Source organism: Halorubrum halophilum (assembly GCF_000739595.1).
In the GTDB taxonomy this organism is placed as follows: domain Archaea; phylum Halobacteriota; class Halobacteria; order Halobacteriales; family Haloferacaceae; genus Halorubrum; species Halorubrum halophilum.
In genome coordinates, this window is sequence record NZ_BBJP01000023.1 from 112,824 (window position 1) to 130,319 (window position 17,496).

The 17,496-nt window shown below is 62.5% G+C and carries 17 protein-coding genes; 9 read left to right on the plus strand and 8 right to left on the minus strand.

From position 1 onward, the window contains the following. Nucleotides 1-6: 6 nt before the first annotated feature. Nucleotides 7-783 carry a cobalamin-binding protein gene (locus ACP96_RS08280; protein ID WP_050032969.1) on the minus strand — a complete coding sequence of 259 codons (777 nt, stop codon included), beginning with the start codon at nt 781-783 and terminating at the stop codon, nt 7-9. 203 nt (nt 784-986) lie between these two features. Between ACP96_RS08280 and ACP96_RS08285 the strand changes: the two genes are divergently transcribed. Beyond that, nucleotides 987-1,961, plus strand: a complete 975-nt coding sequence (locus tag ACP96_RS08285; RefSeq protein ID WP_050032970.1) for a transcription initiation factor IIB — start codon at nt 987-989, stop codon at nt 1,959-1,961. Nucleotides 1,962-2,019: 58 nt separating this feature from the next. Here the strand turns inward: ACP96_RS08285 and ACP96_RS08290 are convergent, their stop codons facing one another. The 3 genes from ACP96_RS08290 to ACP96_RS08300 form a co-directional block, all read right to left on the minus strand. Then, nucleotides 2,020-3,006, minus strand: a complete 987-nt coding sequence (locus ACP96_RS08290; RefSeq protein ID WP_050032971.1) for a homoserine dehydrogenase — start codon at nt 3,004-3,006, stop codon at nt 2,020-2,022. After that, entirely contained in the window at nt 3,003-3,533 is a 531-nt protein-coding gene (locus tag ACP96_RS08295) for an amino acid-binding protein (protein ID WP_050032972.1), read from the minus strand. Before ACP96_RS08295 ends, ACP96_RS08290 begins: the two co-directional genes overlap by 4 nt. Before the next feature lie 157 nt (nt 3,534-3,690). Continuing rightward, complete coding sequence (locus ACP96_RS08300; RefSeq protein ID WP_235271493.1) at nt 3,691-4,359, minus strand: type I 3-dehydroquinate dehydratase; 669 nt, start codon at nt 4,357-4,359, stop codon at nt 3,691-3,693. A gap of 215 nt (nt 4,360-4,574) precedes the next feature. Here ACP96_RS08300 and ACP96_RS08305 point away from each other — a divergent pair, with 215 nt between their 5' ends. Further along, nucleotides 4,575-5,366, plus strand: coding sequence for an IclR family transcriptional regulator (locus ACP96_RS08305; protein WP_050032973.1), 792 nt, complete (start codon nt 4,575-4,577; stop codon nt 5,364-5,366). Between the two features lie 432 nt (nt 5,367-5,798). On the opposite strand, the gene ACP96_RS08310 is transcribed toward ACP96_RS08305, so the two are convergent. Continuing rightward, nucleotides 5,799-6,965 carry an MFS transporter gene (locus tag ACP96_RS08310; protein WP_050032974.1) on the minus strand — a complete coding sequence of 389 codons (1,167 nt, stop codon included), beginning with the start codon at nt 6,963-6,965 and terminating at the stop codon, nt 5,799-5,801. Between the two features lie 368 nt (nt 6,966-7,333). On the opposite strand from ACP96_RS08310, the gene ACP96_RS08315 reads away from it, so the two are divergent. Then, complete coding sequence (locus tag ACP96_RS08315; protein WP_050032975.1) at nt 7,334-8,230, plus strand: NAD-dependent epimerase/dehydratase family protein; 897 nt, start codon at nt 7,334-7,336, stop codon at nt 8,228-8,230. Between the two features lie 141 nt (nt 8,231-8,371). Here the strand turns inward: ACP96_RS08315 and ACP96_RS08320 are convergent, their stop codons facing one another. Beyond that, nucleotides 8,372-9,061, minus strand: coding sequence for a 4-carboxy-4-hydroxy-2-oxoadipate aldolase/oxaloacetate decarboxylase (locus tag ACP96_RS08320; RefSeq protein WP_050025550.1), 690 nt, complete (start codon nt 9,059-9,061; stop codon nt 8,372-8,374). Between the two features lie 139 nt (nt 9,062-9,200). Next, nucleotides 9,201-10,199 (minus strand): Bug family tripartite tricarboxylate transporter substrate binding protein, encoded by a 999-nt coding sequence (locus ACP96_RS08325; protein ID WP_050032976.1) that lies wholly within the window; start codon nt 10,197-10,199, stop codon nt 9,201-9,203. A 104-nt stretch (nt 10,200-10,303) separates the two neighbouring features. Between ACP96_RS08325 and ACP96_RS08330 the strand changes: the two genes are divergently transcribed. After that, entirely contained in the window at nt 10,304-11,347 is a 1,044-nt protein-coding gene (locus ACP96_RS08330) for a zinc-dependent alcohol dehydrogenase (protein ID WP_050032977.1), read from the plus strand. Between the two features lie 71 nt (nt 11,348-11,418). Here ACP96_RS08330 and ACP96_RS08335 read toward each other — a convergent pair whose 3' ends face one another. Continuing rightward, on the minus strand, nt 11,419-12,093 hold the full coding sequence (locus ACP96_RS08335; protein ID WP_050032978.1) for an MBL fold metallo-hydrolase: 675 nt from the start codon (nt 12,091-12,093) through the stop codon (nt 11,419-11,421). A gap of 208 nt (nt 12,094-12,301) precedes the next feature. On the opposite strand from ACP96_RS08335, the gene ACP96_RS08340 reads away from it, so the two are divergent. The 5 genes from ACP96_RS08340 to ACP96_RS08360 all read left to right on the plus strand — a co-directional run bounded on the left by ACP96_RS08340 (nt 12,302) and on the right by ACP96_RS08360 (nt 17,452). Further along, complete coding sequence (locus ACP96_RS08340) at nt 12,302-12,817, plus strand: tripartite tricarboxylate transporter TctB family protein (protein ID WP_050025544.1); 516 nt, start codon at nt 12,302-12,304, stop codon at nt 12,815-12,817. Continuing rightward, nucleotides 12,817-14,298, plus strand: a complete 1,482-nt coding sequence (locus ACP96_RS08345) for a tripartite tricarboxylate transporter permease (protein ID WP_050025542.1) — start codon at nt 12,817-12,819, stop codon at nt 14,296-14,298. Before ACP96_RS08340 ends, ACP96_RS08345 begins: the two co-directional genes overlap by 1 nt. A gap of 466 nt (nt 14,299-14,764) precedes the next feature. Next, nucleotides 14,765-15,187, plus strand: a complete 423-nt coding sequence (locus tag ACP96_RS08350) for a universal stress protein (protein ID WP_050032979.1) — start codon at nt 14,765-14,767, stop codon at nt 15,185-15,187. A 363-nt stretch (nt 15,188-15,550) separates the two neighbouring features. Then, complete coding sequence (locus ACP96_RS08355) at nt 15,551-16,546, plus strand: rhomboid family intramembrane serine protease (RefSeq protein WP_050032980.1); 996 nt, start codon at nt 15,551-15,553, stop codon at nt 16,544-16,546. Next, on the plus strand, nt 16,547-17,452 hold the full coding sequence (locus ACP96_RS08360) for an endonuclease V (protein WP_050032981.1): 906 nt from the start codon (nt 16,547-16,549) through the stop codon (nt 17,450-17,452). Nucleotides 17,453-17,496 lie beyond the last annotated feature (44 nt).

Below are 17,496 nucleotides of genomic sequence, written 5' to 3' on the forward strand. Positions count from 1 at the left end.
AGGATGTCAAGAATAGCTCCCGATCCCGGGATGGAGCAGCCCCGTCAGCCGCTCGACGCCGTCGATCAGGGCGGGACTCGGCTGGTTCAGGAGAGAGTCGTCGATCACGTGAACGGGGGCGTCCACGGCCCAGTCGCGCCCCTCGACGGTCGCGGGGTCGATCCGGTCCCCGTGGCCGCAGACGTGGACGACGACGTGGTCGGGATCGGCCCGCTCGACCGTCGCGAGATCGACCTCGCGGGAGCGCTCGCCCGGGTCGACGAAGGGGTACCGACCGCCGGCGGCGCGCACGGCGTCGGGGACCCAGTTGCCGGCGGCCATCGGCGGGTCCGACCACTCCTCGCAGTAGATGGTCGGGCGCGGTCGGTCTGCGACCGCGTCGGCGACTCGGTCGAGGCGCTCTCGGGCGGCGGCGGCGAGACGCTCGCCGGCCTCGGGCCGCCCCACGTCCGCGCCGCGGGCGGCGAAGGTCGCGAGCGCCTCGTCGAGCGTCGCGGGCTCTCGGTGCCGAACGTCGAACCCGCGCTCGCGGCAGTCGGCTGCGAGGTCGCTTTGGAGCCCGTCGCTGGTGAGGACGACGTCGGGATCGAGGTCGGCGACGCGGTCGAGGTCGGGGTTCAGCCAGCCGCCGACGGCGGCGGGAGCGTCCGTTCCGTGGGCGCTGCCCGCGCCTTCAGGGGGATCGCAGTGAAGCGTGACGCCGACCAGTGTCTCGGCCGCATCGAGGGCGGCCACGGTCGCGGTCGCGCTCGGCGCCAGCGAGACGATGCGAGGGGAACTCATCGGGTATGGGTCCGCGCGCCACCCGCCCAAGCGTTTCGGTCGGTGCGGTTCGGTGATCGGGCCGATCGCCGAAAACGCGTGATAGATCGTGTCCTTTCTCCGGGTTTCTGGAGACGTGTTCCGGTCGTTTTAAGTTCGGTTCCGCCGTCTATCGGGTAAGATCGCTCTCGGGCCGTGTTCAGTTACCGAGAGGGGGTTTAGCCATGAGTGAACGATTACACACGCGGGGGAGTCGCTCCCGAACGGAGACGGACGAGGAGGAATCGGAACAGACCGACGAGACGCTGAACTGCCCGGAGTGCGGCGGTAACGTCATCAACGACGAGGAACACGGCGAGAGTGTCTGTGCGGACTGCGGGCTCGTCGTCGAGGCGGACTCGGTCGACCGCGGGCCGGAGTGGCGCGCGTTCGACTCCCGCGAGAAGGACGAGAAGAGCCGCGTCGGCGCCCCGACGACCAACACGATGCACGACAAGGGGCTCTCGACGAACATCGACTGGCGCGACAAGGACGCGTACGGTCGATCGCTCGGCGCGCGCCAGCGCCAGAAGATGCAGCGGCTCCGCAAGTGGAACGAGCGGTTCCGCACCCGCGACTCCAAGGAGCGCAACCTCAAGCAGGCGCTCGGCGAGATCGACCGGATGGCCTCGGCACAGGGCCTCCCGGACAACGTCCGCGAGACCGCCTCGGTCATCTACCGCCGCGCGCTCGACGAGGACCTCCTGCCCGGGCGCTCGATCGAGGGCGTCTCCACCTCCTGCGTGTACGCCGCCGCTCGGATGGCCGGCGTCCCGCGCAGCCTCGACGAGATCGCCGACGTCTCCCGCGTCGAGAAGGCCGAGATCGCCCGGACGTACCGCTACGTCGTCCGCGAGCTGAAGCTCGAAGTGAAGCCGGCGGACCCCGAGCAGTACGTCCCCCGGTTCGCCTCCGACCTCGAACTCAGCGAGGAGTCCGAGATGCGCGCGAAGAGCCTCCTGCGCAACGCCAAGGAGAAGGGCGTCCACTCGGGCAAGTCGCCGGTCGGCCTCGCGGCCGCCGCCGTTTACGCCGCCGCCCTGCTCACCAACGAGAAGACGACGCAGGCCGCCGTAAGCGAGGTCGCCGACATCAGCGAGGTCACCATCCGGAACCGGTACCACGAGCTTCTCGAAGCCGAAGACGGTCTCGTCGCGTAGTCACTCCGTACTCAAGCGATCGGTCTTCTTCTCGCCGAAACGGAAAACGTCCGGAACGCTACGGAAGCCGATTGAGGTCCATCAGCACCGCGCTCGCAGTTTCGGGACCGCCCGCGCCGCGGCCGGAGACCGTGAGAGTTCCGGCCGAGGCGGTCTCGATCCGGACGGCGTTCGTCGTTCCCGACACGGAGAGCGGTGAGTCCCGCTTTACCAGCCGCGGGGCGACCCGGGCCGAGTCGTCTCCGACTTCGCCGATGAGTCTGACCGTCAATCCGTCTTCGCTCGCGAGGTCGAGTGCGCTTCCGGCGACGTTTCGGATCCCTTCGATATCGGCGTCGTCAAGCGTGAATTCTCGGGCGTCGGCGGGGTCGTCGGCGGCGCCGAAGGATAGCACGTTCGCGAGGATGACGCACTTGAGCGCCGCGTCAGTGCCGTCCACGTCGAAGGAGGGATCGGCCTCGGCGACGCCGAGGTCCTGCGCCTCTGCGAGCACGTGTTCGTAGTCGAGTCCCTCGGCGGCCATCCGTGAGAGGATGAAGTTCGCCGTCCCGTTCAGCACGCCCCGGACTGCCGTGACGTGTGCGGGGCCGTGGTCTGCGATGGTCGAGAGGACCGGCATCGCGCCGCCGACGGTCGCCTCGAACCGGATCTCGCCGTCGCTGTCGTCGACGAGCGACCGCAGGTCGCCGAACCGCTCCGCGACCGGTCCCTTGTTCGCGAGGACGGCGTGCCGGTCGCGCTCCAGCGCGGTCCGGACGTGCGAGAAGCCGGGCTCGGCGTCGCCCAGCGTCGTCGGCGTCGCCTCCACCAGCGCGTCGTAGTCGGCCGCGAGCGCGTCCGCGGGCTCGTCGTTCCCGACGATCCCTCGTTTGGCCTTGCGGGCGACGACCGCATCAGGGTCAACGCCGGCGTCCCGGCCGTCCGTCCCGTCCGCGACGACCGCGCTCGACGAGTCCGCGACCGCGACGACCTCGTGGCCGCGGTCGACCGCGAGCTCTGCGACCGCACGACCGACGACGCCGGCGCCGACGATCGCGAGTCTCACAGTTCACCCCGCGTCAGCGGCTCGATGAGATGGAGATCCTTCGCGTCGGCGATTCCCCGGATGGTCTCGAGCGTCTCGCTTACCCCGCCCTCCTCGACGGCGAGCCGTAGTCGAGCGCTCGACGTGTTTCGGGTTCCCTGTGGCGCCGACAGCGAGAGGTCCGTGACCGTCGCGTTCGACCCGTCCTGAATCTGCGAGAGCGTGTCCGACAGGTCCGTGTCGACGATATGTCCCGAGAGGACACAGACGAGCGACTCGCTGTAACGCTCCTCGCCGGCCTGGATCACGTTGATCCCACCGTTCTGAAGATCCGCGACGATCGCCTCGTACTGCGACTCGGTCGCCTCGAGATCGACCTCCACCGGGATGTGACCGCGCGGAGTCACGCTTCCTCGCTCGTGGAAGATAGACAGCAGGTTCGCGCCGTTCTCGCTTATCGGACGCAGCGACCGGAGCAGTTCACCCGGTTCGTCGATGAGTTCGAGCCGGATCATGTAGGCGTTGACCGCGTTCTCGTCGTCTTTCATCGGCGATCGCCCCCGCTCTGGCTACTGGGCATACACATTGGTGGCGAGTGGCGCGGTACGATAATAAGGATCCCGAAACGGCTCGCCCCGTCTCTGTGCTCGTCTGTAGACGCTCGGATCGCCGAGCTTCTCCGCCGAGCCGCTCCGGCCGGTAAGATCAGTGTTTCGCCGGCTGTCGGTTCTCTGGGTGGTCCTCGGCGGCCGCGGCGGCGCTCTGGATCTCGCTTTCCGCGGTGAGATCGTCGATCAGCGTTCGGAGGCGTTCCAGGGGGATCTGTCCCGGTGCGTACTCGCTCTCATCGTCCGCGAGCGGCGCGTATCCGAGTCTGGAGCCGTATATCGGAGCGACCGCTCGAGAGTGACTCCCGATCCGCCCCATCGAGATTCCGGCCACGTCAATACCCTTCTTCGTTGCGACGTTGATCGAGCGAAGCAGGCGGAGCACATCGGTGTGCTTCCGCGGGAACGTGGCCACCTTGGCGATGTCTCCGTACTCTCCGCACTGACGGAAGATCGCGTCAAGCACCTCGCGTTCCGGAGTGTCCTCGAACGTGTGGTGGGAGACGATACAGTCGACGGCGTTGTCGCGGAGTTCATCGAGGATCCATTCCATCCCGCGGGCCGTCTCCAGTTCGACGTCGACGACCTCGACGTGGTCCGAACGCGACGCCGCCGAGAGTCGGTCGAGCCGGCCAGTGTCGGCCGCCTGTCCGCCGAACCAGCGGGTGCGGTTCGTCGCAATGAGCGGCAGCTCCCCGTCGTAGTCGTCGAGCTGTGCTAGCGGATCGTCCGCTTTATCCATCCGAAATTCGATAATATCGGCCAGCCCGCGCGCCGCCGGCTCCCGCGTCAGGTCGTTTGTTGTGGCCGCGAGTACGAACGCCTCGAAGTTCATGCGACATTCTAGCATCCGACGGGTAAAAACGTTCACTGTCGACGCAGCCCGTTTACGCGTCGAGAGCACGACGGTGTATCCAGATTTTTCATCTTTGTTGAAACTGACGCGCAGGTATTAGTACGGTCGCTCGCACAGATCGACTCATGACGAAGCCGAACGAGTCGGAACCGGAGAGCTCGGAGCCGCGTCAGATCAAGAGCGTACGCCACGCGTTCGATATCATCAGGTACCTCGACGAAGTCGGCGGGGCGACGCTCTCGGAGACGGCAGAACACCTCGACATGCCGGTGAGCACGGCTCACGTCCACCTCACGACGCTCGTCGAGACGGGATTCGTCGTCAAGAAGTCCGGGGAGTACCGTTGCGGCCTCGAGTTCCTTCAGGTCGGCGGCCGTCTCCGCGACGAAATGGCACTGTACCAGGCGGCGAAACCGGAGCTCGACGATCTCCGTGAGAAGACGGACGAGCACGCGAACGTCGTCGTCGAAGAGAACGGACATTCGGTCCAGCTGTACAAATCACAGAGTCCGAACTCCGTCGACGATCAAGCGCCACTCGGTGATCACTTCCACGCCCATTCGACGGCGACTGGCAAGGCCATTCTCGCGGAACTGTCCGCCGACGAAGTCGACCGAATTCTGGGCGAACGGGAGCTCATATCCGTGACCGACTCCACCATCACCGACGAGACGCGCCTCCGCGACGAACTCGACGAGATCCGTGAACGCGGCTACTCGATCAACCGCGAAGAGCATTTCAAGGGCGTCTGTGCCGTCGGGACGGCGATCGTCTCCGAGCCCGACGACGCCGTCGGTGCGATAAGCGTGAGCGGACCCCTCAGCCGCATGGACGACCACCGGATCGAGGCCGAGATTGCTCCCGAACTACTAAATAAAAAGAATATCATCGAGCTCAAGCTCAGACGCCGACAATAAAAGTTCGAACGCTGGTTTAAACATAAGAAATATGTCTATTTATGGTATTCATATTTGATCTGTAATTAGCGTTTGCGGTTCGGAACCTCACCGGAGAGATCACGATCTAGCCGTTCACGATCTAGCTGTATTTGCTCGGTCCCTCTCAAATTTGTTTTATAAGAATATACTGGCTATTAATAACGAGTGTAGTTTTTTAGCTCATTATTCAAAATAGGTTGAACGGTACAGTAATACTGTTCCCGATCGCAGATCTAAATATTTTCTTATTTATTATACATAAGGCGGGGACTATTTTGAATAACAAAACATACATTCGGCTTTTAGGTGAATGAGTAACTATCTCCGAATGTTCGAAGCGGAGATATATCTATGCCTTAGTTGGCCAATATTAAAAAAAAACATATTTTTTAGATAATATTAAGATATATGTTATGTGTGGCGAGGGACACCGGGCGTGTTCGTCCACCGCCACAGTGCTCCAACGGCGAGAACGAACGCGACAGCGATAGCGACCACTGTCCACTGAATCGCAGTCCGAATCCCGTATCGACCCGCGAGCACGCCAACGATCGCGGGTGCCGTCGCGAGCCCGACGTACGTCGATCCGTTCGTCACCGCGTTGAGCGGGCCACTGTACCCGGGCGCCGACTCGACGGCATACGCGGAGAGGACCGGAAATCCGGTCGAGATCGCCGCGCCGGCGACAAAGATCGTCGCAAAAAGAGCGGGACCGGTTACGCCCGAGAAGGCGACCGCGAGCGCCGGTATCGCGGGAGTGAGCGCGACTAACAGAAGCAGCAAGTGCGGGACTCGTTCGATCGCCGTCGCACAGCTGAGCCGTGCCGGGATGTACGCAAGGAGATAGACCGACAATAGCGCGTTCGCCGTCGTCGTCGGGTAGAACGTCTCGGCGTAGTAGACGATCCAAGTGAACAGGATACCTTCGAGCGCTCCGGTGAGAATCATCCCGAGACAGCTCCCGAGAACCGCTGGTCGTCGAAGCAGTGCCGCGAGCTCGGCTCGCGACACCGAGCGCTCCGTGTCTATCGAGGGGAGGTCGTACCGCGCGGCGAGTAGCGTTGCGGGGAGGAACGCGCAGGCGACGACGAGGAACAGTGTCCGCCACTCCGCAACCGCGAGGACGATACTGACGAGCTGGGGCGTGAGCACGGCGCCGACAGCCCATACAAGCGTGTAAACCGTGTACATCCGTGCGCGGTGCTCGGCGTAGAGGTGACTCAACACGACACGGTCAAGACCGCGAAACGCGCCGGCGGCCGTTCCCTGTCCAACCAGCGCGACCAGAAAGACCGCGTAGGTGGGAGCGGCGCTCATCGCGATCAGCGACCCGGCGGTACACGCTGCACCGACGAGAAGCACCGATCGCATCGAGAGCCGACCCGCGAGTGTCCCGGTGACGACGACTGCCACGAGAAACCCGGCGGTTCCCGCCGGTGCGACGAGTCCGAGCGTGGCCGCCGAAACGCTAAACTCCTCTCCGAGGGTTGCGAGAATCGGCCCGCGTGCCTGCACTGCGACGGCGTCGGCAAAGATAAACGAGAACACCGCTACTGTCCACGCACGTTTTTGGTCCATATTCCGAAGCCTTCACAAGCTGTCAAAAAAGGTCACCGATTCCGGTCCTACTTCGACTCCGCTAGCGGCGACAGGAAGACAAGTTGTCCCCACGCGAGCAACCCACAGTTTTCACAATGTTGGATACGGCCCATTTTGACTGCCGTGTGCTCCCATAAACAACGTCTCGGTCGTCTCAAAGCCGCGTCGAATTACAAACATACTACTGTAATTATAATGGTCTTTTGACAAAATAATTCCAGCGATAGTGAAATACAGTACAGAACTGACTCAGATCTCGCGACAGACCCGCGAAATCGCTCGAAGGCCAGTGAGAACCGGTCGGATGCAAAGTATTAAATAGAACAATGAACGACCGGCGTTTAGCGATGGCAGCTCAAAATGTCCTTGTGACTGGTCCGTTCGGCGAGGCTGGGGAGGCAATTCTCAACCACCTTGCGGACGACGATCAATACGAGTTCACGTACCTCAACCGGAGCGATCATCCAGACTACGAGACGCATGTCGCGGATATCGCCGACTACGAGGCGATTCGACCGGCGTTCGACGGGCAGGACGCCGTTATCCATCTCGCCGCGCAGTCTGACGCCGGTGCTGACTTTGAGGAGATAATCGATCCGAACATCCTCGGGACCTACAACGTGCTCAAGGCGATGGAGGATGCAGGCGTCGAGAAACTCATCTACGCGTCTTCACAGCGCGTGATGGGACTCTACGAAGAGGACCACGCTCCGGAACTCTACGAGGAGGACTACCCGAGTGAACACGACCCGCTCCGGCTCACTCACGAGACGCTCCCAAAGCCGGACGGGTACTACGGTGCCTCGAAGATGTTCGGCGAGCAGATCTGTCGGGTCCACGCGCGACGCGAGGGTGCACCGGAGCAGGTATACTCACTGCGCATTTCTAGTGTCCGGACTGCCGAGTACGACCATCCGTACGGCGACGCGGAGCGTGGAGTGGACCGCGGAGACGAGCACCGCGTGGACGAGGACGAAGTGTGGGACCAGTCACAGACCGGCTCCTGGGAGCGCGGGAGCAAAGAGTACGAGGAGATGGTGAAACGACTGAAAGCGTCTTGGACCTCCCAGCGCGATTTCGCACACATGCTGGAGTGTTGCCTCGAAGACGAGGACGTCACCTACGACGCGTTCTACGCCGTGAGCGGGAACGCCGCTCGCTGGTTCGACATCGAGCACGCACAGGCCGTGCTCGGCTACGAACCGCACGACGACGCCGGAGAGTGGGACGGGCCGCCGGAGTAAAGACAGGGATGCCGGTCACCGGATCAGGCGGTGTGAACGCGTTGCCTCCGATCGCCGCATCGAATCTCGGTCACCGGTACAACCTCCGTCACGTCCCAGATGGGTCCACGACGACGTGACCCGCACGAGCCGATAGCGTCGCTACTGGATCGAGTCCTCGGGACCGACGACCGTCAGATCGTCGAGCAGTTCGTCGTAGCCGTTGATCTCGAGTAGGTACTTACCGGACTGCACCTCTTCGCGCGTGGCGTCTTCGGCGTCCATCTTCTCGTGAGCGAGTTCGAGCACCCGCTCGGCGCCGTCGCCGGGGATGACTGCGATCCCGTCGTCGTCGCCAACGAGGATGTCGCCGGGATCGATGCTCACGCCCCCAACCGAGATCGTGACGTTGACCGACCCCGGATCCTGCTTGAGTGGCCCCTGTGGGTTTACGCCGCGGCCGTAGACCGGGAAGTCCATCTCGGCGAGTTCGCGGCTGTCTCGGTAGCCGCCGTCGATGACGAGCCCCGCGAGCCCATTCGCCTTACAGGACCCGCACATCAACTCACCCACGTGGCCGACATCGGTGTACCCGTCACAGTCGATGACGAGCACGTCGCCCGGTTCGGCCATCGTGATCGCCTTGTGGATGATGAGGTTGTCTCCCGGTGATGCGTTAACTGTGACCGCCGTCCCAGCCATCTCAACGCCGTCACCGACCGGCCGCATGCCGGCGTCCATGGTGAGCCCGATGTTCCCCGTCACGTCGGAAACGATCGTACTCGGAACCTCCTCGAACTCCTCGACGATACTCCGATCTGGTCGTTCGATATCGTGTTCGATCGTGTGCACATTCTCGGCGAGGGTTACCCGACTGATAAATTCATCGGTGATCCAATCTCTCCCGATATCGGAACGGCGATAGCCGGGACTGTCTGTTGTCTATTTAGGCAAAAAACGGAGACCGTTCCGGTTCGTGGGCCGACGGCCGTTACTGCTCCTCAATACCGAGTTCGTCGACGAGGTTCCCGTAGAAGTCGTACTGGTCGTCAAGGAAGGTGCGTAGCTCATCGCCGGTCCGGCGGGTTTGGATGAAGCCGTTATTGTCCATGAAATCGCCGAAGCCTTCGTCCTCGTACACCGACTGATACGTCTCAAGGAGGCTCTGCTGGACCTCGTCGGAGACGTCTGCAGGGGCGAAATGTGCCAGCCAAGATCCAATCTCGATGTCGAGCCCTTCGTCTGCCAGCGTCGGCACGTCGGGAAGCGCGTCGACCGGCTCGCTGAAGGCGACCCCGAGCGCTTCGAGTTGACCGTCCTGGACCTGCGGTGCGGCCTCCGCGGCTCCCACGGCAGTGGCGTCGACCTCCCCGTTCGCGACAGCAGTCATCGCCGGTGCGGCGCCGTCGTAGGAGATGTGCTCGACCTGCACGCCGGCCTCGCTGGCGATCCCGGCTGCGGCCATATGCCAGGAGGAGCCGAACCCGGAGTTCGCCATCTGGATCGTGTTGTCCTGACCGTAGCTGATCCAGTCGTCGACGGAGCTGAACTCGGCGTTCTCGTTGACGAGCAGCGTCGCCGGGAACTCCGTGTACTGCATGATCGGTGTGATGTCGTCGGGACTGAGATCGGCGATACCGAGGTGCTCGAACAGCGCGATCTCAGGCGCCGTACAGCCGATTGTGTGGCCGTCGGGGTCAGCGTTGGCGGCCGCGTTCATCCCGACCGATCCGGAACCGCCCGTCTGGTTGCTGACGTTCCAGGAGACGTCCGTGTAGTTCTCCGCTGCATCGGCGACCGCGCGGCTCGTCCGGTCGGCCCCGCCACCGGCCGCCCAGGGTGAAACGATCTCCACGGGTCGAGACGGCCACGACTGACCACCGCTGAGTTGATCAAGACAGCCTGCGGTTGCCGCGAGTCCGGTGACGCCGGCACTCTTCAAAAATGTGCGCCTGTTCGATGCAGTTCGGCCACTGGTATCTCTTGCCATACCATTCCTGCATATTCGACTATGTATAATAAGCGTTTGGATCGAGCGAGCAACGGAGTGTCCGATACCGAAACCTTATACGATACACCCGTTCAGAAAACAGTATGCGAGGGCTTGCAAAAACCCGCCGCGATTCCGGGAGCATGAAACTCGTCGACGTCGAACAGCCCGAACCAACCGAAGACGAGGTACTCATCGAAGTCGAGTATGCGGGACTCTGTGGAAGCGACGCCGGCATCTACCAGTTCAAGTCTGCCTTCGAGCGGATGTCGCTCCCGACGATAATCGGCCACGAATACGCGGGGACGGTCGTCGAGGTCGGCAACGGGGTCACGCGAATCGATCCCGGCCAGCGCGTCGTGGAACGACCGATTCGCGGATGTGGTGAGTGCTTTCAGTGCCAGATCGGAAGGGAAAACATCTGCCAGAACATCGAATTGACCGGTATCGATCGTGACGGTGCGTACGCCGGCTACATCACGGCCCCCGCCGACTCGTTACAGATCGTACCCCAAGGGGTCGATCCGCGACACGCAGCACTCGCGGAGCCGACCGCGGTCTGTACGCGCGCAGTCATCGAGAACTCCCGTGTCGGTGCCGGCGATCGGGTCCTCGTCGCGGGTCCGGGACCGATCGGCCTCCTCACCGCACAGGTTGCGGAGGCACAGGGCGCGACGGTCACGGTCGCCGGTGTGGGTCGAGATACAAACTACCGCCTCCCGCTTGCAGAGGAACTCGGATTCGCGACGGTCAACATCGAGGAGGAAGACCTGGAGACGTGTTGGACGGAAGATACGGACGGATTGGGGTACGATGTCGTCTTCGATACGACCGGTCACCCCTCCGGACTACCGATGGTGGCCGACGCGGTCCGGAAAGGTGGCCAGATCGTCCTGATCGGTCAGGCCGGTGAGACTTCGATTTCGACCACGTCACTGGTCCGCGCGGAGGTCGATCTGCAGTGTTCCTACAGCGCGCTGTACCGCGACTTCGACCGTGCCTTCCGACTGATCGCCACCGGTGACGTCGACCACGAGACATTCCTCGACGATCGGTTCAGCCTCACCGACGCGGAGACGGCGTTCGAGGCATTTCTGTCCGGTGAGACGTGCAAGCCGGTCTTCGACGTGTCGGTGCTGCGAGAGTAAGTATCGGTGTTGCGAGCGCCGGCCTCACTGCGGACGATTCTCTGTCAAAAACGGCGCTGGCTCCGAGTCCGTCAGTCCGTTCGAGGGTCCCAGTCGTTCCACTCGCGCTCGACGAGATAGTCGTCGAGCTTCCGCTTCGGATTCTCGAAGACGTGTGACCCGTGGAAGACGAGGAGCGTGTCAAACTCGTGTTCGAGCAACGCGTAGAGATTCAGCTCCGCGTCTCTGTGATTGTCGTTGAAAAGCGCCGGCGGCGGGAGGAGGTAGCCGGCCGGGAGTCCACCCCGGTCGGCGCCGTCAAGAACGTCACCAGAGATGAGGATATCCCGATCCTCGAGAAGCAGCGCCGACGTTGCCTCCGTATGGCCGGGCACCTGGATGACCCGAATATTGCCGGCGAGGACATCGCCGTCCTCGTAGGCGACATCCGGCTCGATGTCGAGGCCCGCTTCCTCGAGGTGATCGTAGAGCTTCGTCTCGTCGGCCGGCATCGCGATCTCTGGGTCGAACGCCTCCACGACGTGGCTGAGCCCGCCGTGGTGACCGTGGTCGCCATGCGTGAGGATCACGCGATCGACGCCCCCGTACTGTGACTCTAGCGTTTCGACGAGTTCCGCGCCGTTCTCGTCGAATGCAGTGTCAACGAGCGTGATAGATCCCGGTTCCGGAGTGTCTTCAAGCACGAACACGCGGACGTGTTCAAACTGTATCTGGTCGATACCGTCGACCACGTTACTTACGCTCATAGTCGTCTCAACATCTAGTTGTTTATGAATTAAATCTGCCGGATTTTCTCAGGTCCGAGCAGTCTCGCCTGGTTGACGTCGCGAGTGCGACCGGGACCCCCGCCGCCTTTCGGCGTGGCGCTCTCCCAACCAGTTCTTTTTGACCGTGTAGAGGGGTTCCAGTAGCTTTATACAAGCATATCTCTTGTGTGCCGAGTGAGAAGTACACATGGTAAAACAACGTATCGCAGACGCGGCCGACCGGGTTTCCGTGGGGACACTCTTGTCGCACCCGTTGTCAGTCGGGTTCATCCTCGTCTCGCTCGTAGTCATCTACGCTGCGAGCAACTTCCCCAACGATAGTCTATTCGGACCGAGTTTCTTCCCGATCCTCACTTCGGTCGGAATAATCGTCTTCGCTGTCGCCGACATGCTGAACGGAGCCGAAACCGAACTCGAAATGGGCGACATCGACGTTCGACCGCCAGCCGTCGTGTTGGGACTCCTGGTAGCGTACGTTCTCGTGATGCCGATTCTAGGGTTTTGGGTCGGATCGATGCTGTTCCTCGGCGTCCTACTGTACTACTCCGGCATTCGGTCTCTGCTACTCCTCGTCGGTCTTTCGCTTGGCGTGCCGACGCTGCTGTTTTACGTTTTCGGGCGGATATTCCTCGTCCGGCTCCCTGAGGCGATTGTCCCAGTCTCTCGATTGCTGCCGCAACTTCCGCTAGTGGTGGGACTCTAATGACCGTCGACTACATCGTCCAAGGAGCTCTCAACGCGACGGATCCGATCGCTATCGGGCTGATGGTCCTCGGTATCCTACTTGGTATCCTGATGGGGTCTATTCCGGGGATGACGGCGACGATGACCATCGCTGTGCTGCTGTCGTTCACCTTCACGATGGACCCGGCCAACGGGATGATGCTGCTCCTCGGAATTTACGGCGGGGCGGTGTACGCAGGGTCGATCCCAGCGATCCTCATTCGAACGCCGGGAACGCCATCGGCGGCGGCGACCATCTTCGACGGATACCCACTGTCACAGCAAGGGGAGGCCGGTCGGGCGATCCGTGTCGCTACGATCGCCTCCTTCATTGGCGGTTTTATCAGCGTCCTCGCGCTGATGTTCTTTTCGCCCGTGATTGCCAACGCCGCGCTCAATTTCCGGTCGCCGGAGTTCTTCGCGCTCGCCGTGTTCGGGTTGACGATCATCGCCAGCGTGAGCGGTGACTCAGTCACGAAGGGAATGGTCTCCGGACTCCTCGGTATGTTGGTCGCGACAGTCGGGATCGACCCGATTACGGGATACCATCGGTTCTCATTCGACATACCCGCCTTGCTCACCGGCGTTGAGTTCATCGCGGTGATGATCGGACTGTTCGGGATCGCAGAGGGGCTCCGGAAGTACGGTCAGGGAATCGAAACAGACAGAGAGCGAGTCGATCAAGACATCTCGGGCACGCTCCCGTCACTGTCGGACTTGCGGGCGATACTCCCCGTGAGCGCCGGCGGTGGCGTGCTCGGCTCGCTGATCGGATCGATTCCCGGTGCCGGCGGAGACATTGCCGCGTTCATCACGTACAACGAGGCCACTCGGTGGATCAAAGACGCGGTGCCGTCCTTCGGCGACGGAAATATCCGGGGTGTCGCTGCGGCGGAGTCGGGGAACAACGCGAGTACTGGCGGTGCCCTAATCCCCACGTTGACGCTCGGTATCCCCGGAGACTCCGTCTCCGCGATCCTCATCGGCGCGCTGCTGGTTCACGACGTCAACCCCGGCCCGGGTCTGTATCAGGACGAACCGGAGCTGTTGTACACCATATTCGTCGGATTCCTGCTCATCTACGTGTTTATCCTCATCTTTGGGCTGCTCGGTGCTAACTACTGGGCGCAGCTCATCAACATCCCCAAGCAGTTCCTCTGGCCGATCATCCTGCTGCTCTGCGTGATCGGCGCGATCGCGCTCCGTGGGAACCTCTTCGACGCGTGGATCATGCTCGGGTCTGGCGTGCTCGGCTACGCGATGCGCCTCCGCGGATATCCCCTCGCGCCGATGGTCCTCGGCCTGATTCTCGCTCCGATCGCCGAGGAGAACCTACGCCGGTCGCTGCAGCTGTCGAACGGATCACCCGAGATCTTCCTCACGAGTCCCATCGCACTCGTGATCCTCCTGTTGAGCGTGGGAACGATACTCCTCCCTGCGGTGCGAGCGCTTCGCGAGTAACGCCCGAAAACCGAGTTGCCAGCTCCTTTCTCGTCCCAATTATGGCAGACCGTTGCCGCCAGTTCGTTGTCTGTCACTCAGTCGACGACCGCTGTCCATTCGTCGCATGCCCGGGGCCCGTACTCCGTCTCGTGACGTGACCCGGTAGCGGTCGATGTCTCAGCGATCGATCTGACGACTCAGAGCGCATTGTGGAGCAATTTCTCAGAAGCGACCTTCGAGACTCGTCGTTTCAATCGTCGCCGGGAGTTTCAGACCCCGTTTTTCGCTATTGTTGAAAATGAGGCCTGATACGCGTTAGAATACTGTGAGTATTACAAGCGTACGATTGTATGTACAAGACTCTGATCCGCCACTAAGTTCAACATGACTGGAATCGAGTGTCACTGTCGACTGTTACCGTCAAATAGTGTCGTTCCGGTACCGGTCGGCAAAGATATATGATACCGGCAAGGAAAGGACAAACATGACGATTGTTGCAGCCGTTGATCGATCCGAGCGAGCGTCGAACGTCGTCGACGAGGCGGCCGCCTTAGCACGGGCGTTCGATGAGCCGGTCCACGTCGTCCACGCCCTCACGCGATCGGAGTTCCTCGATCTGGGGATCACCAGCGCGCAGGCCGAGGAGCCGAAAGACATGAACGAGATTCGCGAGGCGGCCAGCGAAATGGCGGCTGAGGCGGTCTCAGATATCGATGTTCCGTACGAAACGGTCGGCCTCGTCGGTGGGCCCGTCGAAGAAGTCGTGCGGTACGCCGACGAGAGGGACGCGAGGTACATCGTTGTGAGTCCGAGACGCCGGTCGAAAACCGGAAAAGTGTTGTTCGGTAGCGTTGCGCAGTCGATCCTGCTCAACGCGACTACTCCGGTGGTCTCCACGATCGAATAGCAACAGATACCTCAGAAGAACATATATATATATTTATCTTGAGGTTTAAATACAATCGTGAGTGCGGTGAAGTCTCTACACACATAATACTGTATAATTCTTAAAAATTTTTAAATTTAATATTGAAATAAAAGAATAGGATTAGATTATGTGAATTTATGTATCCTGATTACAGAAGATAGTCCAATGAGATCCGCAATATAATATACATATTTTGATATATCTATATAATAAGCATATTTCTGAAATGAATTTGAAGGTGGAATTACCAGAGACAAACCAGACTTTGGCGGTGAACTCCTGACCGTCTGAGTGCGATCTGAGAGCCAAACCGCTTTACGACCGCCCCCGTAAGTGACGCCAATGGCGACGTGCGACGTGTGTGGGGAGTACGAGAACCTCCCGTACCAGTGTAAACGGTGCGGCAAGACGTTCTGCGCCGAACACCGACTACCCGAGAACCACGACTGCCCGGGGCTCGCCGAGTGGGACGACCCCGGCGGCGTCTTCGACAGCGGGTTCGACGAGAGCGTCGAGAGCGGCGGGGCCGGAGGCTCGGGCGGTTCGGGCTCCGGCGCATCGGCCGGCGTCACGGGCCGGATCAAGCGACGGATCGACCGCGAGACGAGCACCGGCGGGCTCGTGAGCTACTTCCGCGGGAACGCGACGTACACGATCCTGTTGGCGATATGGGTCACGTTCCTCGCGCAGTGGGTCGCGCTGTTCGTCGGCGGCCAGTCCCTGCACAACACCCTGTTCGTGCTCCAGTCTGACGCGATCGGAAACGTCTGGACGTGGGTGACATCGGTGTTCTCGCACTCTCCGAGACTGCTGTACCACATCATCGGCAACAGCATCGTCATCCTGTTCTTCGGCCCCCTCGTCGAGCGCGCGGTAGGGTCGAAGCGGTTCGTCGGGTTCTTCCTCCTCTCGGGGATCCTCGCCGGCCTCGGCCACATCCTGTTCGCGATCGCGACCGGCGCGCCGCCGACCGGCGTGCTGGGCGCCAGCGGCGCCGGGTTCGCGATCCTCGGCGTCCTCACCGTCTGGCGGCCGAACATGCAGGTGCTCCTCTTCTTCGTCATCCCGATGAAGATCAAGTACCTCACCTGGGGGATCGCGCTCATCTCCGCGATCCTCGTGATCCAGAGCGTTCAGGCCGGCGGGGCCGGCAGCGCCGGCAACATCGCGCACCTCGCGCACCTGATCGGCTTCGCGATCGGGCTCGCGTTCGGCAAGCGCAACGAGAACCTCGCCCGGTCCGCGGGCGGTCCCGGCGGGATGCGGATGGGCGGCGCTGGCGGTCCGGGCGGACCCAGAGGACCAGGCGGGCCGGGAGGTCCCGGCGGGCGGTTCTGAATGGCTCCGACGCCGATCGATCCGAGCGGCGTGGCGTGTTCCGAGTTCCTCCCCGACCCCGAGCTCTCGCGCGCGGAGATGGAGTCGCTTCAGCGCAAGCTGGCGACGACGGCGACGTTCGCGGACGATCACGGGGTCGACCCGGCCGCGGTCGCGATCGACGAGCCCGCGGACCTGACCGACGGGCTACCCGGCGCGCGCCAAGAGACGCTTCCGGGGACCCACGCGGAGGGGGACGACGCGGGCGACTCCGACGCCCCGGTGGTCGTGGGGATCGATCAGGCGTTTCTGACGCCCGAAGACGGCGAGGACCGGGCGGTCTCCGCCGCGGTCGCGATCCGCGACGGCGACGTGATCGAGTACGCGAGCGCGACCACGCCGCTCTCGATCCCCTACGTCCCGGGCCTGCTCGCGTTTCGCGAGGGGGAGCCGATGCTGGCCGCGCTCGACGCGCTTTCGGTCGAGCCGGACCTGCTGGTCTGTGACGGCTCCGGCCGGATCCACTTCCGAGAGGCCGGCGTCGCGACTCACGTCGGCGTGCTGCTGGACGTGCCGAGCGTCGGCGTCGCGAAGAGCCTGCTGTGTGGCACGCCCGACGACTCCACCGACGAGCGGCCGGAAGGCTGGCGGACGCCGATCCGCGCGGACGAGTCGGTGGAGACGGCGGGTGTGGGCGGCTGCGCCGCCGACGGCGACACCGCCGCACCCGTCATCGGCCACGCCTACCAGTCTCGGCAGTATCCGAACAGCCGACGCGTGAACCCCCTGTACGTGAGCCCCGGCCACCGCGTGTCGCCGGCGACGACCGTCGAGTTCGTCGATGCGCTGTGTGCGGGCTACAAGCTCCCGGAGCCGACCCGGATCGCGGACGCGTACGCCGACGCCGCGAAGCGAGACGCCGCCTGAGACCGCGGCGAGTCATGCCATCGGCTGCCACAGTCAGGCGGTTT